This is a genomic window from Pseudoclavibacter sp. Z016 (genome assembly GCF_002931215.1).
Lineage (GTDB): Bacteria > Actinomycetota > Actinomycetes > Actinomycetales > Microbacteriaceae > Pseudoclavibacter.
This window is the reverse complement of the sequence record NZ_PSTU01000017.1, coordinates 118,531-140,151: the sequence shown is the minus strand read 5'-3', so window position 1 is coordinate 140,151 and position 21,621 is coordinate 118,531. Positions and strand designations below refer to the sequence as shown.

Sequence of the window (21,621 nt, the reverse complement as noted above, 5' to 3'; positions counted from 1 at the left end):
ATGAACGGTCAGGGAGGGAATGAAACGCCAACATCACCTGATTCACCTCCGCCCCGAAAGTAGTTAAACAATTGAGCAAAATTCCAGAATCGCGGGCGTAGTCTCACCTCGTCCTCCTCGTTCCACAGCAGAAGAAGTGAGCATCATGGCGGAGTCAGCGCGTCGTCGGTGGGTTGGTCTGGTCTTCATCAGCGTCGCGGTCGCGCTCATCATCGTCGACTCGACGATCGTGAACGTCGCTGTGCCGTCGATCGTGACGGAGCTCGGCATCACGTCGACCGAGGTCCAGTGGGTGCAGGAGGCGTACACGCTGGTGTTCGCGTCGCTGCTGCTCCTGTTCGGCAGCCTCGCCGACCGCGTCGGGCGACGGCGGCTGATGCTGATCGGGGTCGTGATCTTCGCGCTCGCCTCGGTTGCTGCCGCGCTCGCGCCGACCGGCGGGCTGCTCATCCTCGCCCGTCTCGTGCAGGGTGTGGGCGGCGCCATGATCCTGCCGACCACGCTGTCGATCATCAACGCGACCTTCCGCGGCCGGGAGCGGGGCATCGCGTTCGCCGTCTGGGGGTCGACGATCGGCGGCATGGCGGCCGTCGGGCCGCTCCTCGGCGGCTGGCTCACGACAGCGTTCTCGTGGCGGTGGGCGTTCGGCATCAACGTGCCACTCGGCATCATCATCGTCGTCGGTGTCCTGCTCTTCGTGGACGAGTCGCGGGAGCCGACGCAGAAGCGCCTCGACCTCGTCGGCGCGGCCCTCTCCGTGGTCACGTTCGGGGCGCTCGTCTTCGGGCTCATCGAGGGGCGCACCTATGGCTGGTGGGCGGTCGACGAGCCGTTCACGATCGGGTCGTTCGAGTGGCCCCTCCCCATCTCGCCGGTGCCGGTGGCCTTCGCCATCTCGGCCGTGGCGCTCGCCCTCTTCATCGCGCGGGGCGTGTCCCGTTCCCGTCGGGGCGAGTCGACGCTCCTCGAGTTCTCCCTCTTCCGCATCTCGTCGTTCCGCAACGGCAACGTGGCGGCGCTTGTCGTCGCCCTCGGGGAGTTCGGCATCATCCTGTCGCTGCCGTTGTGGCTGCAGTTCGTGCTTGGCTTCGATGCACTGCAGACCGGGTTCGTGCTCCTGGCGCTCGCGGCCGGCTCGTTCGTCGCGAGCGGCTTCGCGGGGGCGAGCAGTGGCAAGGTGAGCGCGGTGGTCATCGTGCGCGTCGGCATCCTCGCGGAGATCGTCGGCATTGCCTGGGCGGGGTTCATCATCGCCCCGGATGCGCAGTGGGGCTGGCTCATCCCCGCCTTGTTCGTGTACGGCTTCGGTGTCGGGCTCGCCACGGCGCAGCTGACGGGTGTCGTGCTGCAGGATGTGCCCGTCGAGCTCTCCGGGCAGGGGTCCGGCACGCAGTCCACGTCCCGGCAGGTGGGCTCGGCGCTCGGCGTCGCCATCCTCGGCACCATCCTGTTCACCACGACGGGCGCCTCCCTTGGCGCTTCGCTCGACGACGCCCAGGTGCCCGCCGAGCAGCGAGATCAGGTGGTCTCGGCGGTCGTCGACTCTGCCGGCGGCGCGATCGCGGGCCTCGGCGAGAACCCAGCAACGGCCGACTTCGCCGACGACGCCAAGGCAGCGCTCTCCGACGGCACCCGCGCGTCAGCGTTCACCGCCGCCGCGTTCCTGGCCCTCGGACTCGCCGCGACGATCCGGCTCGGATCGGGGAAGCGAGAGGACGAGGAGTCGTCGCAGGCGGAAGCTAGCCCGCCGTCACGTAGCTGAGGTCGTGGATGCGCCTCCCGGCCTTCTCCGCCTTGCGCTCGAACACCGTGAGGGTCCTGCCTTCGAAGCGCGGGGCCCAGCTGCCCGGGTGCTCGCTCGTGAACTCGGGAGCCGCATCCAGCACCTCGCGCATCTGGAAGGCGTAGTCCTCCCAGTCCGTCGCGAGCCGCATACGGCCGCCGGCGCGGAGGGACCTTGCCGCGACGGCGCCGAAGCCATCCCGCACCAGCCGACGCTTCGTGTGCTTCGCCTTATGCCACGGGTCGGGGAAGAAGATCCACAGCTCCTCGACACTGCCCGCGGGAAGCATGTGCTCGAGCACCTCGACGGCGTTCGCCTCGACGAGTCGCACGTTCGAGAGCCCCGCGTCCTCGACGCGCCGAAGGGTGCGCGCGAGACCCGCCACGAACACCTCGACCGCCAGGAAGTTCCATTCGGGATGCGCGGCGGCCGCCGCCACAACCGCCTCACCGGTGCCCGAGCCGACCTCGACGACAAGCCGCGCATCCCGGCCGAACAGCTCGGCCGGGTCGACCCGGAAGGTCGGGCTCACGGAGAAGTCCAGCTCCGCGCGCTCGACCTCGACGAGGTACTTCGGGCCGAGCGACTCCCACGACGTCTGCTGGCCGTCGGTGAGGCGGCCGCTGCGTCGCGAGAACGAGAAGATCGGTCGATGCGAGGGATCCTGCGCCGGCTGGGTGGTTGCTTCGTCTGACACCCGACCAACCTAGGCGATGCGGGCGGCGGCCCGAGAGTCGGCGCCTTCGAAGGCTCCCCGACGCGGCAAAGTGTGCCAGCCTCCGCCAGGGGCGGGCGGGAAGGCGGTGAAGACGCCGCGGATGGTGGATGCTGGGGAGCGGAAGAGATCACCCCGGTTCGGAGGTTCAGGATGCCGTATCGCAGCAAGGAAGTGCTCGAGTCATGGGCTCGCGAGTTCGAGGGCCTCGGCTATGTCGAGCCCGGGGTCGTCAACGTCATCGTGCAGGACGGCGATGAAGGGCACGACACCGGCCTCGTCCGGGTGCAGCTGACGCACGTGCCCACTGACGTCTACCTGCAGCCGGGCACGCGGGAGAGCCCGCGCTGGTCGGTCACCATGGAACCGCGCGAGCACACGCTCCACCTGTCTGCCGCCGACGTGCACGCGCTCTCGCAGGAGCTCGCGGTCGTCTCAGCGCTCTGCACCTTCCTGCAGGCGAAGTCGATCGTGCTGGTCGCCGAACTCCACTCGCAGACCGGGCGCACTCCCGTGTCGGCTGAGGCGACCTCCTAGCTCTGGCCAGGTGCGGCGGCGTCTGCGCCGGCATCTGCGCTCGACGCGTTGCCGACGCTGAGGGCGTGTGTCAGCAGCTCCGCCAGGCGCAGGAGCGTCTCTGGCTCGGCCTCGGCCGCGATGGCCGCGGCGAGGTCGCGGTCGAATTCGCCGAGGCGATTCCACGGCTCCGCGTCGAGGTCGACGATGACGGTCAGCAGGCTCGCGCGGCGGTCGCTCGGGTCGATGTCGCGATGGATCGTGCCCCGCTCGATGAGGCGGTCGCACAGGGTGGAGACACCGGCGGACGTGAGCCCGAGGTGCGCGCGAAGGGCGCTGGGCCTGGCGCCCGGGTTCTCCGTGAGGTAGGCGAGGGCACGAGCATCCATCTCGCCGATGCCGAGCGAGCGGCGTGCCCCGCTCTGCGACGCGGATCGTGCTTCGGCATACTCGGTGAGCGCCATGCTCAGCAGCAGCGCCGGGCTCTGCTCGGCCGTCGGGGTGGGGCTCTGGCCGTCGTCCTGGCCGTCGCGCTCGGCGGCAGAGATGTTCGGCATGGCAGCGCTCCCCTTGATCTCCGTGGTGCCGCCCAGAGTACACGCAGGGAGCATGCGGCCACCCGTCACGGTCAGGCGCCGGTCAGCCCCCGGTCAGGCGCCGCCAGCCGGTCGCTCAGACTCTGCCGGCGGCGTCCCACTCCAGGGTGAGCAGCGCGAGTTGGACGCGGTTGGTGACGTGGAGCTTCGAGAACAGGCTCGCGAGGTGCGTCTTGACCGTCGCCTGGCTGACGTAGAGCGCGGTAGCGATCTCCGCGTTGGTCATGCCCTGCGCGACGTAGCGGGCGATCTCCCGCTCTCGGCTCGTGACGCTCGCGAGGACCTCGTCGCCCCGTGCGTCGCGAGCGGGGCGCTGACCTGTGCCGACGCTGTCGCCGTGGTGAGCGCCATCCTTCGAGCCGTTCGCGGCCGCGCGTACGAGCCGGTCGAGGGCGCTCGGCGAGAAGACGGCCTTGCCTCGCGCGGCGTCGAGCACCGCCCCGACGATGTCCTCGGGTGGGGCGTCCTTCAGCAGGAAGGAGACCGCGCCTGCCCGGAGCGCATCCAGGAGGAACTCCTCGGTGTCGAACGCCGTGAGCATGACGACCTTCGCCCTCGAACCGGAGGCGGTGAGTCGCTCGACGGCGTCGATGCCGGTGAGCCCGGGCATCCGAACGTCCATGAGGATCACGTCGGGGTGCTGTTCGGCGGCGAGCGCGAGCGCCTCTTCGCCGTTGGTGCCCTCGCCGACGACACGAATGCCCTCTGCGCCATCGATGAGCAGGCGCAGGCCGAGACGGATGCCCGCCTCGTCGTCGACGATGAGCACGCGGATGCTGTCGGGGTTCACCACGGGAGCCTCACCTCCACCACGAAGTCGCCGTCTGTGCGAGCTCCTGCCTCGAGCGTGCCGCCCACGAGGTGGATGCGCTCCCGAGCGCCGATGAGTCCGTAGCCGGTGCCCGGCGCGGGAGCCTGCCCCTGCTGGACGGCGTTCGCGACCGAGATGGCCATCTCGGTGTCGCCGCCGGCGAGCTCGACGCGCACCTCCGCTCCCGGTGCGTGCTTCCCAGCGTTGACGAACAGCTCGGAGAGGGTGCGGTGGAGCGCGCGGATGCGCTCCTCGGAGAGCTTCGAGAGGTCTCCTGGCCCGACGGTGAGCCAGGTCATCTGAGGCGGCGCGTGTGCGGGGATGCCGTCGACGAGGAGGGACGCGAGCCCGTCCAGGTCGGGGAGCGGCGTGTCGTCTCGCCCGGTCTCGCTCGGCTCGCGCATGCCCTGCAGCACCTCCCGGAGTTGCGTGTTCGCTCGCGCAGCGGACTCGCGAACCGTGGCGGCCGTCTCCCTGACCAGCTCGGGTGACAGATCGCTGCGGTAGGCGAGCGCGCCGGCCTGCGTGGCGACGACCGCGAGGTCGTGGGAGATGGAGTCGTGCATGTCGCGGGCGATGGCGGCGCGCTCCTCGGCGCGTGCGCGCTCGATGTCGGAGGCGCGGCTCTGGGCCAGGGCCGCGCGTTCGCGCTCAGCCGAGGCGGCCTGGGCCCGCAGCGACGTGATGAGCGCGGCTCGCGTGCCCCGTGACCGGCCGAAGAGCAGGGCGATGATCGTCGAGAGCGCGACGACGACGATGTAGAAGATCGGTGCGTCCATGGGCGCGCGGCCGGAGATGCTCGATTCGAACCAGTCCCAGAGGATGCCGCCGACCACGACGATCGCGACGACCGAGACATCCATGGGCAGCGAACGCCTGGCTCCGAGGCGCATGACAGCGACGAGCCAGGCCGCGAAAGCGAGCGAGCTCGCCATGCCGACGGCGACGATCCACAGGTTTCCAGCGCGCGACCCGCGAACCGGGCCGATGGCGATGCAGGCCGCGAGGCCGACGACCACGTTGACGATCAGGAACCCGATGAATGCGCCGGATTCCGAATCTGTTGCGGGATCCTCCACCTGGAGCGCGAGCGTGAGCACGAACAGGAGCGCCCCGCCGAGGAACGAGCCGAGCGAGATGGTCACCGCGCGCATCCACGGCTTCCAGCGTCGGTTCTCCACCGGAGTTTCAGCCGACCGCAGGTCGCTCTGCGTCAGCCCACCAGCCGTCTCCACGCCGTCGAGGGCCAGTTCGTCCACGAGGGGCGGAGCTTTCGGCAGCGGAACGGTCATGCAGCGAGTCTAGGAACCACCACCGACATGCGGATCGGCCGTTCGGTTGAACTCGGGCAGCCCGACTCAGGTGCCGCAGAAGGTGCGGTAGGCGCCGAAGTCCGCCGGCGCCCCGGCCGCGTAGCGCTCGCGGCCCGCTCGAATGTCGTAGGGACTGGTCACGACCTCGAGGAGATCGGCGAGCGGCTGGAGGTCGTCGGCGTCTGCGGCGGCGAGGGCCTCCTCGACAAGATGATTGCGGGGGATGTACACGGGGTTGACCTGGTCCATCGCGCCCGCGCTCGGCGCGAGCGCCAGCCAGGCCTGAGCCCAGGTGCGGAACGAGGGGGCAGCCTCACCGAACGCGGCGAGAGCGGGTGCGCGGTCGCCGCGCGCGTACGCGCTGAGCGCACGGAAGGTGGAGGTGGAGTCTGCCCCGCTCTTCTGCAGCAGCGCGAGCAGCTCGGCCACGAGACGATCGCTCGCCTCCGAGTCGACGTCGTCGCCCAGGCCGAGCTTGCGCCGCATCCCTGCGTTCCAGGCGCCCTCGTAGGCAGGGCCGAACGCCGACACGCTGCGCTCAGCAAGAGCGATGGCCTCGGCCTCGTCCTCGGCGAAGAGCGGCAGGAGGGCCTCAGCGAACCTCGCGAGGTTCCAGGCAGCGGCGGGCGGCTGGTTCCGGAAGGCGTACCGCCCGCGGTGATCGATGGAGCTGAAGACCGCCTCTGGATCGAACGTGTCGATGAACGCGCACGGCCCGTAGTCGATCGTCTCGCCCGAGATCGTCATGTTGTCCGTGTTCATGACCCCGTGCACGAAGCCGACGAGCATCCACTGCGCGACGAGCTTCGCCTGTGCGGCCACCACCTGCTCGAAGAACTCGAGATAGGGGGCCTCGGCGCCCGCCACGGACGGGTAATGCCGGGCGATGGCGTGGTCGGCGAGGCGACGCAGCAGCTGCAGGTCGTCGGTGGCCCGCGCGTACTGGAACGAGCCCACGCGCAGGTGGCTGCTGGCCACCCTCGTGAGCACCGCGCCAGGCTCGATGTCGTCGCGCTGGACGTGGCGTCCCGTCGCGGTCACCGCGAGCGCGCGGGTCGTCGGGATGCCGAGGGCGTGCATCGCCTCGCTCACGAGGTACTCGCGCAGCATGGGACCGAGCACGGCGCGCCCATCGCCGCCGCGAGAGAACGGGGTGCGGCCGGAGCCCTTGAGGTGGATGTCGTGCAGCCGTCCGCGCACATCCGTCACCTCTCCCAGGAGCAGCGCACGGCCGTCGCCGAGGCGCGGCGAGTACTGCCCGAACTGGTGGCCCGCGTAGGCCTGCGCGACCGGGGTGGCCCCTTCGGGAACGGAGGTGCCGAGCAGGATCGCGACGCCGTCCTCCGAGCTGAGGAACGCCGGCTCGAAGCCGAGCTCCCCGGCGAGGTCCTCGTTGAGGAGCAGCAATCGCGGTGCAGGGGCTGGTTCGGCCTCCCAGGGAAGGGCGAGCTCGGGGAACTCGCGCGCGAAGCGATTCCCGAAGAGGAGGCCCTCGTGCGTTGTCGCAGTCATGCGGGACACAGTAGGCGCAGCGGCGGGGTGCTGCGTGGGAGCGCGCGGCTGGGTGGCGCTGAGAGCTGCGATCGGCAGGCCGCCTCGAGGGTAGCCCGCCTGCCTACTTCACACCCCACTCATTGGCTCCGGGCGTACGGTCGCGCTCCCCTGCGCAGCCCCCGCTGCGGCACAGTGCCACGCTCCGTCTCGGAGCACGAGTGAACGCTGAACCGAGGTCCGGAATGCACGATCGATGCGACGTCCGCCACTCCTGCACGTCCCTCCGCGCGTGGTGAGCGCCTGGGAGGACTCGGGCGAGCAGGTGTTCGTGGTCAGGAACGAGCACCGGCAGCACTCGCTCTGGCCGGACTTCGCCCAGACCCCCACCGGGTGGGTCCGCGTCTTCGGCCCGGCGACCGCGGAGGACTGCCGCGCCTACGTGGCGAGACAACCGCCGGGTCGCGACTACCGGACCTCTTCGAACTCGTAGATGCCAGCAGGCCCAAGGGCAAGCAGCTCCTGTCGGTACTCGTCCGAGAAGAGCTCAGGCTCGATGCCGAGGATGTTGCGATTCAGCTCGACGTCCATGCGGGCGGAGACGAGCCCCTTGTCGTTCTCCATCCAGACGGACAGGATCGCCAGGTTCGACGTGCAGAGCTCCGCGTAGGAGTACTCGACGAGCTCCGGTGCGAAGGATGCGCCCTCCGCTTCGATGCCGGCCGCGGCGGCCTCCACTTCCGGTGATGCGTCGCGCAGCGCCGTCCATGCGGCCGCAGCCTCGTCGCCGGCCTCCGCGGATCCGACGACGAAGACGGTGACCGTGCCGCGCGGGCTGGGGTCGGCCGCGACGTCCACGTTGTCGAAGCCGCCGACCGCATCGGGCAGGAGGAAGAGCAGCTCCTGCTCATACGCCGAGATGCGCGTGTACAGGTCAGGCGACGTCGTGCCCGCGGGAAGGTCGATCCACTTCGCGTGCTGCGTGAGGCACTGCGTCATCTGCATGGACACCGGCTGCTGGGTCATCTCCTGCATCGGGATGCCCTCGAGCGACGCCTGGGAGGGTGCCGTCTCCGAGGGCGCCGACTCGACACTGGCGCTCGCGGTCTGCGCCGGGGTGGATGCGGAACCCACGACGCTCGGGGCGCCCGCGGGCGCGCATCCGACGAGCAGCACCGCGAGCGCGGCGCAGACGATCGTCGCTGGAGTGAGACGGCGAGAAGGCATGAACCGACCCTACGAACCCGGCGGCCCGCATCCGGTCACGGAACCGTATCGACCCTCATCGCGAGCATCACGATTCGGAATCGGCGCATGGCGCCCCTCGCGCATCGAGGGCTACATTCGGAGCACCGAGCCAGCACGCCCACCGGGGAGAGCACCGTGATCCTGACGTTCCAGTTCCAACCCGTCGACGACCTCGAAGCCGCCGTGCAGCACTACCTCGACCTCGGCTGGGAGGAGGCGTGGCGCGAGGGCGAGCACACGGTGTCGCTGCAGATGCCGGAGCTCGAGATCGAGCTGATGCTCGACGACGAGCCCGGTTGGGGAGCAGCGGGCCCCATGTACTTCGTCGACGACGTGGCTGCGTGGCGAGCCGAGCATCCGACGGTTGTGACGGGCGAGCCACGCGACATCCCGGGCGGGAGGGTCATCGAGGTCTCGGCGCCCGGCCACACCTACTACGTGTTCTCGGTGATCGAGCCCGGGCCATGACCCCGGCCGCAGCGATCCGCCCAGGTGTCAGCTGACTCAGACCGTCCCGACGGGCCGCACCGTCGCAGTGAAGCCCGCCATAGGAGCGCCCACCGGCAAGCTGAAGGGCAGAAGTCCCCTCTCCCTGGATCAGACGTCGTCTTCCGCAGTGCACTGCAGCCAGTAATTGGCGACACAGGTGAACGGGTCGTCGCCCCGCAACCAGACCTTCCCGGTGTACAGGCACAACGGTGCGTTGGAGGGCATGTCGATGCTGCCGCCGAGGATGAGCTCTGCTCCCGGCGGCAGATCCAGCGTGTACAGGCCGATACCGGTCTCGATGGCGATCGTCTCGAAGCTGACGCACGCACCACTGGCGAAGGCATGGCTCCACGATGCCGTCTCCGGCAGGAACGGAGTGAACTCCGTGAGCTCGCCGAACGTGTCCCTGACGGTGAAGGTGACCGGCTCGCTTGACGAGTAGTGCCGCAGCTCGACGCGTTGTCCAACGTCGGTGAGATTCCGAATGCCGATCTCGTTGATGCCAGGCGGGTCGGTGACGAACGCGAAATCGACGTTGCACACTCCCGTGCTGAAGTCGTTGCAGCCGCCACCGGTGCCGGCACTTGCCGCCGCTTGCGGCGCCGCCGCCGCGACGGCGAGCACCGGGACGCCCCACGCTCCGGCGTGCAGCACGGCGCGACGATCTGAAGCCGCATCGGTCATGAGAATCCCCCCGAATTCGCGAACCCCCCGTCGATGCGTCGGCGTCGAGGCCCCGACGCCGAGTCTGTCAGGATTCTCAACAGCGAGTGAGCCCAGCCGGAGTTAACGAATATTCTTCGATCTGTTGAGGAATATTCCTCTTTCGCTGGATCACTTTCCGCACAGCGGCAGCCGCTCCAGCTGGGTCAAGGGGCTCGCGATTCGGAAACGGCGCACGGCATCGCGATAATCGGACCGTGATCATCGGGTCCGGGACGCTCTTGAACGTCGCACTCATCCTCGTCGGCGGCCTGCTCGGCATCCTCCTCGGCGACCGCCTCAAGGACCGGACGAAGGCGACCGTCACCGCCGTCCTCGGGCTGTTCGTGATCGTCCTCGGAGGGATGAGCGTCGCCGACATGGGCTCTCAGGCGCTCGCGGACGCGGCTGGTCCGTTCGCGATGATCGTCATCCTGCTGTCGCTCGTGTTCGGGGCGCTCTTCGGCTCCTGGCTGCGCATCGAGGACCGGCTCGAAGGCGTCGCCGGCTGGGTGCGACGCCGCCTCACCTCGGACGCGAACGGCGACGGTCGCTTCGTCGACGGGATGGTGACCGCGACGCTGCTCTTCTGCGTCGGCCCGCTCTCCATCCTCGGACCCATCTCCGACGGTCTGGGACTCGGCGCCGACCAGCTCTACGTGAAGGCCGTGCTCGACGGCTTCGCTGCGATGGCCTTCGCCTCGACCTTCGGGAAGGGCGTGCTCTTCGCCGCCATCCCGGTCGCGATCCTGCAGGGCGCGTTCACGCTCGTGGGATTCCTCGCGGGCGACGTCTTCAGCGACGCCCAGATCGACGGGCTTTCGGCGGTGGGTGGCCTCATCCTGATCGCGCTCGGCGTCCGCCTGGTCCCCCTGAAGCCGATCCCCGTCGGCGACCTGCTGCCAGCGCTGGTCATCGCCCCCGTGGCCCTGGCCTTCCTCTCCTAGCGGTGCGCGCCCCGTGGGCTGCGGTCAGCGCCCGCGGGTCGCGAGGCGCCGGAAGGTCGCAACCCCGGGAATGCTGTCGGTGCCGGTCGGCAGGGTTCCGCGGGCGAAGTCGCCCCAGACGGCGCGCAGCCGCTTGCCCTCGCGATCGATCTCCGCCCAGCTCGCGCCGCGCACGAGCGGTGCCCGATGCCACGTCTTCTCGCTGCCGAAGAGCAGCGGCAGCTCGATCATGTGGCAGGCACCCCACACGTTGTGCGGCGCCTTCCAGCTCACGACGTACGTCGATGCTCGGCCGCCTGCGCGCACGTGCCGCTTCGCGAACGTCGCCGCGTCGCGCCGGTAGACGAGCCACGTGAGCGCGCCGACAACGGCCCTCGCGAGCGGCTTCCCGACGATCGGCAGCTCGCTCAGGCGCTTGGTGGCCGGGATGCGCGGCACGAAGAGGAGTGCCTCCTCCGCGGTGAAGCCGATGAGCAGGTCGATCGCCGCAGCGTTCGCGTCCCGCCCGGCGAGCACGCCGGCATCGTCGGGCAGCGGATGCTGACCGTGCTGCGGGCTGAACGACATCGCCCCCTGCAATCCGTACGCGGACGAGGCACGCAGCGCGGCTGCTTGCGCCCGCACCACCTCGCTGACGGGGCTCGCGGTCGTGAGGTCGTCCGTCGCGTCGAGCATCCTGCCCTGCATCTCCTCCCGCCCGCCCGCCACGTTGAGGGGCGCGCTCTGGATGATGGCCCGCCGGAACAGGCTCGCCGCCTCCGGCAGCGCCATCAGCTGCACGATCGCGTGCGCGCCGGCCGACTGCCCGTAGGCGGTCACCTGACGCGGATCGCCGCCGAACGCCGCGATGTTGCGCTGCACCCAGCGGAACGCCTCGAGGATGTCGAGCAGCCCCAGGTTCGCGGGGCGCGCATCCGTGCCCCCGAGGAACCCGAACAGGCCGAGTCGGAACGTGACGTTGACGGCGACCACACGCTGCTCGGCGACGATCGGTGCCGGGTCCATCGCCGCAGCGTCGCCGGCGGCAGAGACATACGAGCCGCCGTGGATCCACACCATCACGGGCAGCTGCTCCCCGGGCCCCACCTCATCGGGCAGCGTGATCGACAGCCGCTGGCAGTCCTCGTCGACGCCGAGCTCGTCGATGCCGCTCCCCAGCACCTCCTCGAGCACGGGCATGGGCGCCTGCGGGCACGCGGGCGCCCAGCTCGTCGCAGCGAAGGTCTCGCCGTGGTCGGGTTCTGGCCGCGGGGCCCCGAACCTGTCGGCCCTCGCGTAGCGGATGCCCGTTGCCCGCACGATCTGCCGGCCACCGGGCCAGTCCTCCGTCCAGCCGGTGATCGGGCCGCAGGGAGGGGAGAAGCCGGGGGAGGAGACCATGCTCGAGTCTTGCATCCCGTCGCAGCGCTTCTCCCGATGCAGGCTTGCGCTTCCCCGGGCGTGTCGCCTAAGCTCGACCCTTGGTGCGCCGGGGTTCCCCTCTGGCGCGACCGTGTTGGTGTGCAACCGCCATCGACGCAGACAAGAGATCTTGGGCGGGGCCTTCTGGTTCCCGCGGTATCTACGGAGGAAACAATGGCAGCAGTGTGCCAGGTGACCGGGGCGGTTCCCGGATTCGGTCACAACATCTCGCACTCGCACCGACGGACCAACCGTCGGTTCGACCCGAACATCCAGAAGAAGAAGTACTTCGTGCCTTCCATGAAGCGCACGATCACGCTGACGCTTTCGGCTAAGGGCATCAAGGTCATCGACGCACGCGGCATCGAGTCCGTCGTCGCTGAGCTTCGTGCGAAGGGAGTCAAGTTCTAATGGCGAAGAAGAGCCAGGACGTACGTCCGATCATCAAGCTCCGCTCCACCGCTGGAACGGGCTACACCTACGTGACGAAGAAGAACCGTCGCAACACGCCTGACCGCCTCGTGCTGAAGAAGTACGACCCGGTCATCCGCAAGCACGTCGAATTCCGAGAGGAGCGCTAAACATGGCCAAGAAGAGCAAGATCGCCAAGAACGAGCAGCGCAAGGTCATCGTCGAGCGCTACGCGGAACGCCGCGCAGAGCTGAAGAAGGCGCTTGTCGACCCGAACGGCACCGACGAGTCGCGCGAGGCAGCTCGCGTCGGCCTCCAGAAGCTTCCCCGCAACGCTTCGCCGGTCCGCGTTCGCAACCGCGACAGCATCGACGGACGCCCCCGCGGCCACGTCTCGAAGTTCGGCATCTCGCGTGTCCGCTTCCGCGACATGGCACACCGTGGCGAGCTGCCAGGAATCACGAAGTCGAGCTGGTAACCACCGGCCCGCCAGCAATGGCGTAGTGCTTTCCGAAACCCCCGAGCGTCTTCGCTCGGGGGTTTCGTGCGTGCGGGGGATCGGGTCGCTGGAGTTTCGTGCGTGCTGGTTTTGCGTGCTTGGGCGCGGAACGGCGGCCCGGTGGCGTTTTTCGGTCTCGTGCCCGGGGCTCTCGCATCCTGGCCTGGGCAACTCTCGGGCCCCCTCCCGCCACTTGCGATCCCTCGCGGGCTCACGCACGTTCCCTGTCGGGCTCACGCACGTTCCCTGTCGGGCTCACGCAGCCCTCCGGCGCACTCTCGCTCTCGAGATGGCTTGCGCGCCTCCGGATGGGTTGCAATGCATCCGGAAGTGTGGAGGGCATCCCGAAACGAGCTACGAGGCCGGGGTTGCGCATCCAGCCATATCGTTTATCGTTATGCATATCGAGAAACGATATGGAGGAAGATCATGAACGCACGACAGAACGCGACAGGTTCGGACCGCGAAGCGAAGGAACTCGGCTACCTGTGGCCGCTCGGCATCGCCGCCGCCGGACTCGTCGTCCTCAAGCCGCTCGAGAACGTCATCGGCTTCCTCGTCGACGGCCAGGTGCGTGTCAACGCATCGTTCGAGGGAGCGGCAGTTTCGCTCCCCACTCCTGTCGGTGCCGACGTCCCGCTTGACGGGGCCTCGACGATCCTCGTCGCGAGCGACCTCATCCCCACCGGCGCCCTCGTGCTGCTGCTCATCGGCCAGGTCATCGGTGCGCTCCTGAGCCTCGCCGCCGTGTGGATGCTCCTCCTCTTCGCCAGGAACCTCGCGAAGGGCGACTTCTTCGGCGGCAAGAGCATCCGCCTCCTCGACTGGTCGTCGGGGCTCGTCATCGCGGCCCTCGCCGCACCGGGGTTCTTCGAACTCCTCGGCACGAACTGGACGATTGCGAAGCTCGGCTGGGACGGACGAGACGCCCCGGAGCCGACGGTCCTCGACCAGACGTGGACGTTCCTGCTCATCCTCGTGATCGTGCTCGTCGTGAACCTCATCATGCGCCGCGGCGCTCGCCTGCAGCAGGACCAGGAAGGGCTCGTCTGATGGTGCCGGACCCCTTCGAGGAGCCGAACCACATCGTGTGCCACCTCGGGGAGATCATGGCGAGGCGCGGGATCACGCTCGTGGAGCTCTCGGAACGTGTGGGGATCAGCGTGGTCAATCTGTCAGTCCTCAAGAACAACCGCGCCAAGGCGGTGCGCTTCGAGACGCTCGCGAGGCTCTGCGCGGTCCTCGAGTGCAAGCCGGGCGAGCTGCTCGACTTCCTCCCGCCAAGCTGAGCCTCCGCCGCGCGCCTCCCACCGCATCCGGTCCGTGAGTAGGGCAGTTTCCTCCCGTCGTGGCGTCATGGATGGGGGGGAACTGCCCTATCCCGCGCCGCGCCTCCCGCGGTCCGTGCTCCCGCCGCGTCGGGTCCGTGAATGGGGCGGTTTCCTCCCGTCACGGGCACGTGGATGGGGCGAAGCTGCCCTATCCCGGCCCGTCCTGCCCCGCCCGGTCCGTGAGTGGGGCGGTTTCCTCCCGTTTCGGGCGCGGGGATGGGGCGAAGCTGCCCTATCCCGGCCCGTCCTGCCCCGCCCGGTCCGTGAGTGGGGCAGTTTCCTCCCGTTTCGGGCGCGGGGATGGGGCGAAGCTGCCCTATCCCGGCCCGTCCTGCCCCGCCCGGTCCGTGAGTAGGGCAGTTTCCTCCCGTCCTGGGGGCGTGGATGGGAGGAAGCTGCCCTATCCGCGCCCCGCCCCGCCCCGCCGCGCCCGGCGCCTCCCGCTGCGTCCGCCACGCGAATGGGGCAGTTTCCTCCCGTCTTGGCCGCGGGGATGGGGCGAAGTTGCCCTATTCCGGCCCGTCCTGCCCCGCCCGGTCCGTGAGTAGGGCAGTTTCCTCCCGTCTCGGCGTCATGGATGGGGGGAAGCTGCCCCATCCCGGCCTGTCCTGCCCCGCCCGGTCCGCGAATGGGGCAGTTTCCTCCCGTTTCGGCCGCGGGGATGGGAGAAAACTGCCCTATCAGAGCGAAGGTCTTTGTCGGCGGGGTGCGTGAGAATGGCACGCATGTCAGAAGTTCGAGGCGCAGACGCCTTCCGCAGCGCACGTGACCAGCTGCTCGCCCTCCGCACAGACGCTGGGCGCGCGAGCCGGGAGTTCGAATGGCCCGAAGTCGGAGACAGCTTCAACTGGGCGCTCGACTGGTTCGACCAGATCGCCGAGGGCAACGACCGCACCGCGCTCTGGATCGTGGAGGACGACGGCAGCGAGGCGAAGTACAGCTTCGACGACCTGCGCCGGCGATCCAACCGGGTCGCGAACTGGCTCGAGGCGCAGGGCATCCGCCGCGGTGACGTCGTCATGCTCATGCTCGGCAATCGCCGCGAGCTCTGGGAGGCGATGCTCGGCGCGCTCAAGCTCGGCGCCGTCATCCTCCCCACGTCCGTGGTGCTCGGCCCGCACGACCTCGACGACCGCGTCGAACGTGCCAGGGTGCGTCTCGTCATCGCCGAGGAGGCCGACGCGGTGAAGTTCGACAACGTCCTCGGCAGCTACCGCATCGCGCAGGTGGGCGCTGGCCTCGAGGGGGCCGCGCGGGAGGCGTGGCTCGACTTCAACGACATCTACGACACGTCGGATGCGCCGATCGAGAAGCGGACGGCAAGCGACGACGCCGCCCTCATCTACTTCACCTCCGGTACGACGAGCCACCCGAAGATCGTGGTCCATTCGCACCGCTCCTACCCCGTCGGGCACCTCTCGACGATGTACTGGATCGGCGTCGAGCCGGGCGGCGTGCACCTCGCGATCAGTGCGGCGGGCTGGGGCAAGCACGCATGGAGCAGCTTCTTCGCGCCCTGGAACGCCGAGGCGACGGTCTTCGTCGTCAACTACCAGCGCTTCGACGCGGCCCTCCTGCTCGACCAGCTCGACAAGGCGGGCGCAACCTCGTTCTGTGCCCCGCCGACGGTGTGGCGCATCCTGGTGCAGCACGGCAAGTCAGCGAAGCCCCGGGCGATGCGGGAGCTGCTCTCAGCCGGTGAGCCACTGAACCCCGAGGTCATCGCGCGCATCCACGCCTGGTGGGGGCTCGAGATCCGCGACGGCTACGGCCAGACCGAGACGACCGCCCTCATCGCGAATGCACCGGGCGATGTCATCAAGCCGGGTGCCATGGGGCATCCGCTGCCCGGGATGAACGTGGTGCTCCTCGACCCGGTGACGGGCGTCGAAGGCGACGAGGGGGAGATCTGCCTCGACATGCGTGGTGAGCGCCCCGTGAACCTCATGACCGAGTACCTCGGCTCACCCGCGGCGACCGACAACGCGGTGCGCGACGGCTTCTTCCATACCGGTGACGTCGCGGTGCGCGATGAGAACGGATGCATCACCTTCGTCGGGCGCACCGACGACGTGTTCAAGTCGTCCGACTTCAAGGTGTCGCCGTTCGAGGTCGAGAGCCTCCTCCTGGAGCACGATGCCGTCGCGGAGGCGGGCGTCGTCGGGGCGCCGGACGCGACGAAGCTCAACATCACGAAGGCCTACGTGACGCTCGCGGCTGGCTGGGAGTCGAACCGGCAGACCGCGCTCGAGGTGCTCCGGCATGCCCGCGCGGTCATGCCGCCGTACATGCGGGTTCGGCGTCTCGAGTTCTTCGAGCTGCCGAAGACGGCGTCCGGCAAGATCCGTCGCGTCGAACTCCGCAATCGCGAGATCGAGGCCGATGGCACCCGTCTCGCCGAGGAGTGGCGCGACGACGACTTCCCGGAGATCAAGCGGCGCTGAGTGGTCTCCGTCGCTGCTGGGGCGACGCCACTACTTGGGCCCATCAAGCGCCGATACGGGCATCGATCCGGTCCAGAACGGCCACGAACCGGTGAATTCCGTGGCAAGACGCGGCGTGTCAGGCGAATCTGCAAGCGAGAGGCCCTGGTTTTGGTAGGTTGACGAAGGTCCTGCCGCGGAATCCCGCGGAACTGCAGGACTTCTGAACCCAACATGCTGCACTCGCAAGGGCGGGGCTGCGTCCTAAGGAGGACATATGGCAGACAAGACTGTGAACAAGACCGAACTCGTTGCCGCGATCGCGACCGAGACCGGCCAGAGCCAGGCTGTTGTTGGAAGCGTCCTCGACGCACTCTTCAGCGAACTCGCCTCGAACGTTGCCAAGGGCACGAAGGTCACGATCCCGGGCTGGCTCTCCGTTGAGCAGACCGCTCGTGCCGCGCGCACCGGCCGCAACCCTCAGACGGGTGAAGCCATCCAGATCGCCGCCTCGAAGGGCGTCAAGATCTCGGCTGGCTCGAAGCTCAAGGCCGCAGCTAAGTAGTCTTCGCGCCTGAATGCACGCGGGGTCGCTTCCACTCGGAAGCGGCCCCGCGTTCTTGTCCCAGCCGGTCGCTTCCCCTGTGGATGACAAGCCCGAGCGCCAGCGACGATCTACACTTGATGATCATGCCTACGCCCCTCGATTCCGGTTCCACGATCGAGGCGGCGGCAACTGCGGATAGGGGCGGCAGCAAGGCCGAGCGCAATCGCGCGAGCGCCGACTCCTGGTCGCTGCACACGAAGCGCATGATCGTGCTCGGGCCGGCGATCTTCCTCCTCGCGGCCCTCGTGGCGGTCATCTGGGGGCTCGCCTACGGTGGCGGAGCGACCCCGCTCATCGTCTCCGACCCTGGACCCATCGTCATGTGGGGTGTGCCGGTTGCGCGTCTCGCGCTGAACCTGTCGGCCTCGGTCACGATCGGCGCCCTGGTGCTGGCGGCGTGGGCGGCGAGTCGCAAGCAGCCCGAGTTCGAGCGGGCCATGACGATCGCCTCGTCCGGTGCCGCGGCCTGGGTGGTGTCCACGGCGGCTGCGGCCTTCCTCACCTACCTGCAGATCTCCAACGCCGCGTTCTCGCTCGACGCCGCCTTCGGGCAGGGACTGCTCTTCTTCTTCACCTCGCTCGAGCTCGGCCAGGCGTGGGTGCTGGCGCTCGGCATGGTGCTGCTGCTGTCGGTTGTGGTGTTCGCGAGCCGCAGCCCGTGGATGGTCGGGCTCTCGGCCGCGTTCTCGCTCTTCTGCCTGTGGCCGCTCGGGGCGCAGGGCCACGCCGCGGGCGCCGCGAACCACGAGACCGTCGTGGGTGGCATCACCCTGCACTACATGGGCGCCGCGCTCTGGCTCGGTGGCCTCCTCGTCGTCGCGATCCTCGCGCCGCGCATGCCGGACGTCCGCCGCCTCGCAGTGATCGAGCGCTACTCGTCGCTCGCCCTCGTCGCGTTCATCGTGGTCGCCGCATCCGGTGTCGTCGCGAGCGTCGCCAACATCGGCTCGTTCGCCGAGCTCGCCTCGCCATACGGGGTCATCGTCATCGTGAAGGCGGTTGTGCTCGTGGTGCTCGGCTTCATCGGCTGGGCGCAGCGGCGGGGACTCATCAACCGGATGCGCGCTGCCGTCGAGCAGGGAGCATCCACCCGCAAGCCCATGGTGTGGCTCATCTCGCTCGAACTCGCCTTCATGGGCATCGCGTCCGGTGCCGCAGCGGCGCTCGGTCGTACCCCGTCGCCCGTCACGGAGGTCACGGCCGACCAGCTCGCGGCCCCGACGCCGGCGCAGCTGCTCACGGGCGAGCTGCTGCCTCCTGAGTTCGAGCCGTTCCGTCTGCTCACCGAGTGGCGTCTCGACCCGATGTGGACAACGCTGTGTCTCTTCGGCCTGTTCTTCTACATCGCCGGGGTCCTGCGCCTGCGTCGCCGCGGCGACGAGTGGCCGCTTGGTCGCACGATCTCATTTGTCCTCGGCATCGTGATCCTGCTGTACCTCGTCAACGGCTCGCTCATCGTCTACGGCAAGTTCGTCTTCAGCTTCCACATGACGCAGCACATGTTCCTCACCATGCTGGTTCCGATCATGTTCGTGCTGTCGGCCCCCATGACGCTCCTCCTGCGCAGCGTGCACGCGCGCCACGACGGCAGCCTCGGCACGCGCGAGTGGGCGCTCAAGTTCGTGCACTCGAGGTGGGCGAAGTTCTTCTCGCACCCCATCGTGTCCGCCGTCGTCTTCGCTGGCTCGCTGCTCGTCTTCTACTACACTCCGCTGTTCCGCTGGGCGGTGACCGACCACGTCGGGCACATGTGGATGATCGCCGACTTCCTCATCGTCGGCTACCTCTTCGCCAACGCGCTCATCGGCATCGACCCGATCGGCACCCGCGCCCCCTACCCGATGCGCCTCATCGCCCTCGTGCTGGTCATGACGTTCCACGCCTTCTTCGGCCTCAGCATCATGAGTGGCACGGGCCTGCTGCTCGCCGACTGGTATGGCGCGATGGGCAGGCCGTGGGGAGCTGATGCCATCACCGACCAGCAGATCGGCGGTGCCATAGCGTGGGGTGTCGGCGAGGTGCCGACGGTGCTCCTCGCGATGCTCGTCGCCTACTCGTGGTCCCGGTCCGACGACCGGGAGGCGAAGCGGCGCGACCGGAAGGCCGACCGTGACGGCGACGCGGAGCTCGAGGCGTACAACGCGCAGCTCAAGGTGATGGCCGACCGCACGGAGGCGCTGGAGAAGCGCAAGCAGGAGCGGCTCCAGCGCGAGCAGCAGCAGGAGTCCACCAAGTGACGATCGTCCTCACCCCGGAGCAGCAGGGTGTGTTCGACGCCATCGAGCACACGCGCGAGCACCTGTTCGTGACGGGGCGCGCCGGCACGGGCAAGTCGACGCTCCTCAACCACCTCGCGTGGCACACGTCGAAGCAGCTCGTCATCGCGGCACCCACGGGAGTCGCGGCCCTCAACGTGGGCGGGCAGACCATCCACTCGCTCTTCAAGCTGCCGATCGGCGTCATCGGGGATGCGCCCATCGAGCAGAACGGGGATGTGCGGAAGCTGCTCAACAAGATCGACACGCTCGTCATCGACGAGGTGTCGATGGTGAGCGCCGACCTCATGGACGCCATCGACCGCTCGCTGCGGCAGGCGCGCCAGCGGAAGAACGAGGCGTTCGGCGGCGTGCAGCTCGTGATGTTCGGCGACCCGTTCCAGCTGGCGCCGGTGCCGCCGTCGGACCCCGATGAGCGCGCGTACTTCCGCGACCACTACCGTTCGCTGTGGTTCTTCGACGCGAGGGTGTGGCAGGAGGCGGAGCTGCGCATCCACGCCCTGCGCGAGATCCACCGGCAGCACGAGGACGAGTTCAAGAACATCCTCACGGCCGTCAGGTACGGGCAGGTCACGGCCGACATGGCGAACCGCCTCAATACGGTCGGCGCGAGGCCCGCCCCGGCCGACGGCACGATCACGCTCGCGTCGCGCAACGCGCAGGTCTCTCGCATCAACGCGCAGAACCTTGAGCGCCTGCCCGGGGCGTCGATGACCGCGAACGCCGACATCTCGGGGGAGTTCGGCGGCCGCAACTTCCCCGCGGATGAACGCCTCGATCTGAAGGTCGGCGCGCAGGTGATGTTCCTGCGCAACGACTCTGACGGGCGCTGGGTGAACGGCTCGATCGGTGAGGTCACGCGCATCGACAAGACCGTCTACGTCGAGATCGATGGCGACGAGCACGAGGTGGAGCCCCTCGTGTGGGAGAAGCTGAAGTACTCGTACTCGCCGGATACGCGGGAGCTGTCGCGCGACGTCGTGGGGGAGTTCACGCAGTTCCCGCTGCGGCTCGCGTGGGCGGTGACCATCCACAAGTCCCAGGGGAAGACCTACGATCGCGCCGTCGTCGACCTCGGGGCGAGGGCCTTCTCGCCCGGGCAGACCTACGTGGCCCTGTCGCGCATCCGGGCGCTCGATGGGCTGCATCTGTCGCGGCCGCTGCAGCCGAACGACATCTTCGTGGATGACAATGTGCTGCGGTTCATGAAGTCGGTCAGCGACGCCGCGAAGCAGCAGCAGGGCTAGCTCAGACGGCTGGCCGCCGAGGCTGTCGTCCCGTTTCCCAAAGATTTCCCTGGTCGTCGGAATACCGTCACAGTTCTATGCGTTTGAATAACTTGTATCCGCAACAATGTGTTACGTTGTCCAGGACTTGACCGAGACAGCACCCAACGACCCTTCAGGAGAAGACATGAGCATCAGCGCAGCAGACATCAACGGCTGGACCGCCGGCACCTGGAACATCGACCCCACGCACACCGAGGTCGGCTTCGTCGTTCGCCACCTCGCGATCAGCAAGGTCCGTGGCGGCTTCGAGACCTTCTCGGGCACCATCACGACGGGTGAGACGATCGAGGAGTCCACGGTCAACGCCGAGGTCGAGGTCGCATCGGTCAACACGAAGCAGCCTGCTCGTGACCAGCACCTCGCGACCTCCGACTTCTTCCTTGCCGAGGAGTTCCCGACCTTCACGTTCGCCTCCTCCGCCACGCGCGTCGAGGGCGACTCGGTCAAGGTCGACGGCGAGCTCACGCTCCGCGGCGTCACCAAGCCCGTCACGTTCGATGTCGAGTTCGGTGGCATCACGACCGACGGCTACGGCCAGAAGAAGCTCGGCTTCGAGGCTGTCACGAAGATCAACCGCAAGGACTTCGGCGTCAACTGGAACGCACCGACCGAGGCCGGCGGCCTCACGCTCGGTGACACCGTCACGATCAACCTCGACGTGCAGGCGACGCTCGCCGTCTAAGGACGAACCAGGTCGCTTCGGCGGCCGAGGCGCGATCCCCCGATCGTGTTGCGCGTCTCCCCTGAACGCGCACAAGATGGCCGGACACCGT

General features: G+C 68.6%; 23 protein-coding genes. 15 read left to right on the top strand and 8 right to left on the bottom strand.

Annotation, left to right across the window (positions count from 1 at the left end; all coding sequences use genetic code 11):
- The first annotated feature begins 145 nt into the window (after positions 1-145).
- Complete coding sequence (locus C5B99_RS15870; RefSeq protein WP_104243826.1) at positions 146-1,762, top strand: DHA2 family efflux MFS transporter permease subunit; 1,617 nt, start codon at positions 146-148, stop codon at positions 1,760-1,762.
- Here C5B99_RS15870 and trmB read toward each other — a convergent pair.
- The gene (gene trmB, locus C5B99_RS15865) at positions 1,740-2,480 is read right to left on the bottom strand and encodes a tRNA (guanosine(46)-N7)-methyltransferase TrmB (protein WP_104243824.1); all 741 of its coding nucleotides are present in this window, start codon (positions 2,478-2,480) and stop codon (positions 1,740-1,742) included. The genes C5B99_RS15870 and trmB overlap by 23 nt on opposite strands.
- Positions 2,481-2,651: 171 nt before the next feature.
- Between trmB and C5B99_RS15860 the strand changes: the two genes are divergently transcribed.
- Positions 2,652-3,035, top strand: a complete 384-nt coding sequence (locus C5B99_RS15860) for a hypothetical protein (RefSeq protein WP_104243822.1) — start codon at positions 2,652-2,654, stop codon at positions 3,033-3,035.
- On the opposite strand, the gene C5B99_RS15855 is transcribed toward C5B99_RS15860, so the two are convergent.
- The 4 genes from C5B99_RS15855 to C5B99_RS15840 all read right to left on the bottom strand — a co-directional run bounded on the left by C5B99_RS15855 (position 3,032) and on the right by C5B99_RS15840 (position 7,246).
- On the bottom strand, positions 3,032-3,571 hold the full coding sequence (locus C5B99_RS15855; RefSeq protein WP_258063421.1) for a MarR family winged helix-turn-helix transcriptional regulator: 540 nt from the start codon (positions 3,569-3,571) through the stop codon (positions 3,032-3,034). The genes C5B99_RS15860 and C5B99_RS15855 overlap by 4 nt on opposite strands.
- A gap of 115 nt (positions 3,572-3,686) precedes the next feature.
- Positions 3,687-4,403, bottom strand: a complete 717-nt coding sequence (locus C5B99_RS15850; RefSeq protein WP_104243820.1) for a response regulator transcription factor — start codon at positions 4,401-4,403, stop codon at positions 3,687-3,689.
- Positions 4,397-5,713 carry a sensor histidine kinase gene (locus tag C5B99_RS15845; protein WP_104243818.1) on the bottom strand — a complete coding sequence of 439 codons (1,317 nt, stop codon included), beginning with the start codon at positions 5,711-5,713 and terminating at the stop codon, positions 4,397-4,399. The genes C5B99_RS15850 and C5B99_RS15845 overlap by 7 nt, the downstream gene beginning before the upstream one ends.
- Positions 5,714-5,779: 66 nt before the next feature.
- Entirely contained in the window at positions 5,780-7,246 is a 1,467-nt protein-coding gene (locus tag C5B99_RS15840) for a YdiU family protein (RefSeq protein WP_104243816.1), read from the bottom strand.
- Positions 7,247-7,481: 235 nt separating this feature from the next.
- Here C5B99_RS15840 and C5B99_RS15835 point away from each other — a divergent pair, with 235 nt between their 5' ends.
- On the top strand, positions 7,482-7,718 hold the full coding sequence (locus C5B99_RS15835; protein WP_104243814.1) for an MbtH family NRPS accessory protein: 237 nt from the start codon (positions 7,482-7,484) through the stop codon (positions 7,716-7,718).
- On the opposite strand, the gene C5B99_RS15830 is transcribed toward C5B99_RS15835, so the two are convergent.
- Positions 7,694-8,452 carry a hypothetical protein gene (locus C5B99_RS15830; RefSeq protein WP_104243812.1) on the bottom strand — a complete coding sequence of 253 codons (759 nt, stop codon included), beginning with the start codon at positions 8,450-8,452 and terminating at the stop codon, positions 7,694-7,696. The genes C5B99_RS15835 and C5B99_RS15830 overlap by 25 nt on opposite strands.
- A 156-nt stretch (positions 8,453-8,608) precedes the next feature.
- On the opposite strand from C5B99_RS15830, the gene C5B99_RS15825 reads away from it, so the two are divergent.
- On the top strand, positions 8,609-8,941 hold the full coding sequence (locus C5B99_RS15825; protein ID WP_104243810.1) for a hypothetical protein: 333 nt from the start codon (positions 8,609-8,611) through the stop codon (positions 8,939-8,941).
- 129 nt (positions 8,942-9,070) lie between these two features.
- Here the strand turns inward: C5B99_RS15825 and C5B99_RS15820 are convergent, their stop codons facing one another.
- A complete protein-coding gene (locus tag C5B99_RS15820) occupies positions 9,071-9,586 on the bottom strand; it encodes a hypothetical protein (RefSeq protein ID WP_146080610.1) in 516 nt (171 codons plus the stop codon).
- Between the two features lie 296 nt (positions 9,587-9,882).
- Between C5B99_RS15820 and C5B99_RS15815 the strand changes: the two genes are divergently transcribed.
- Positions 9,883-10,611, top strand: a complete 729-nt coding sequence (locus C5B99_RS15815) for a DUF554 domain-containing protein (RefSeq protein ID WP_104243806.1) — start codon at positions 9,883-9,885, stop codon at positions 10,609-10,611.
- A gap of 24 nt (positions 10,612-10,635) precedes the next feature.
- Here the strand turns inward: C5B99_RS15815 and C5B99_RS15810 are convergent, their stop codons facing one another.
- Positions 10,636-11,991, bottom strand: a complete 1,356-nt coding sequence (locus C5B99_RS15810; protein ID WP_104244164.1) for a carboxylesterase family protein — start codon at positions 11,989-11,991, stop codon at positions 10,636-10,638.
- A 195-nt stretch (positions 11,992-12,186) separates the two neighbouring features.
- Between C5B99_RS15810 and rpmB the strand changes: the two genes are divergently transcribed.
- The 10 genes from rpmB (at position 12,187) to C5B99_RS15760 (ending at position 21,530) form a co-directional block, all read left to right on the top strand.
- Positions 12,187-12,423, top strand: coding sequence for a 50S ribosomal protein L28 (gene rpmB, locus C5B99_RS15805; protein WP_068483927.1), 237 nt, complete (start codon positions 12,187-12,189; stop codon positions 12,421-12,423).
- On the top strand, positions 12,423-12,593 hold the full coding sequence (gene rpmG / locus C5B99_RS15800; RefSeq protein ID WP_068483925.1) for a 50S ribosomal protein L33: 171 nt from the start codon (positions 12,423-12,425) through the stop codon (positions 12,591-12,593). The genes rpmB and rpmG overlap by 1 nt, the downstream gene beginning before the upstream one ends.
- Before the next feature lie 2 nt (positions 12,594-12,595).
- A complete protein-coding gene (rpsN, locus tag C5B99_RS15795; RefSeq protein WP_068483923.1) occupies positions 12,596-12,901 on the top strand; it encodes a 30S ribosomal protein S14 in 306 nt (101 codons plus the stop codon).
- Positions 12,902-13,351: 450 nt separating this feature from the next.
- Positions 13,352-13,975, top strand: a complete 624-nt coding sequence (locus tag C5B99_RS15790; RefSeq protein WP_104243804.1) for a DUF2975 domain-containing protein — start codon at positions 13,352-13,354, stop codon at positions 13,973-13,975.
- A complete protein-coding gene (locus C5B99_RS15785; protein WP_104243802.1) occupies positions 13,975-14,211 on the top strand; it encodes a helix-turn-helix transcriptional regulator in 237 nt (78 codons plus the stop codon). The genes C5B99_RS15790 and C5B99_RS15785 overlap by 1 nt, the downstream gene beginning before the upstream one ends.
- Before the next feature lie 767 nt (positions 14,212-14,978).
- Complete coding sequence (locus C5B99_RS15780; protein ID WP_104244162.1) at positions 14,979-16,697, top strand: AMP-binding protein; 1,719 nt, start codon at positions 14,979-14,981, stop codon at positions 16,695-16,697.
- A 256-nt stretch (positions 16,698-16,953) separates the two neighbouring features.
- The gene (locus tag C5B99_RS15775; protein WP_068483913.1) at positions 16,954-17,241 is read left to right on the top strand and encodes an HU family DNA-binding protein; all 288 of its coding nucleotides are present in this window, start codon (positions 16,954-16,956) and stop codon (positions 17,239-17,241) included.
- A gap of 125 nt (positions 17,242-17,366) precedes the next feature.
- The gene (locus tag C5B99_RS15770; protein ID WP_228496663.1) at positions 17,367-19,520 is read left to right on the top strand and encodes a cytochrome c oxidase assembly protein; all 2,154 of its coding nucleotides are present in this window, start codon (positions 17,367-17,369) and stop codon (positions 19,518-19,520) included.
- Entirely contained in the window at positions 19,517-20,806 is a 1,290-nt protein-coding gene (locus C5B99_RS15765; protein ID WP_104243800.1) for an ATP-dependent RecD-like DNA helicase, read from the top strand. Before C5B99_RS15770 ends, C5B99_RS15765 begins: the two co-directional genes overlap by 4 nt.
- 166 nt (positions 20,807-20,972) lie before the next feature.
- Positions 20,973-21,530: a YceI family protein gene (locus C5B99_RS15760; RefSeq protein WP_104243798.1), complete on the top strand. Its 558-nt coding sequence runs from the start codon at positions 20,973-20,975 to the stop codon at positions 21,528-21,530.
- Positions 21,531-21,621: the final 91 nt, after the last annotated feature.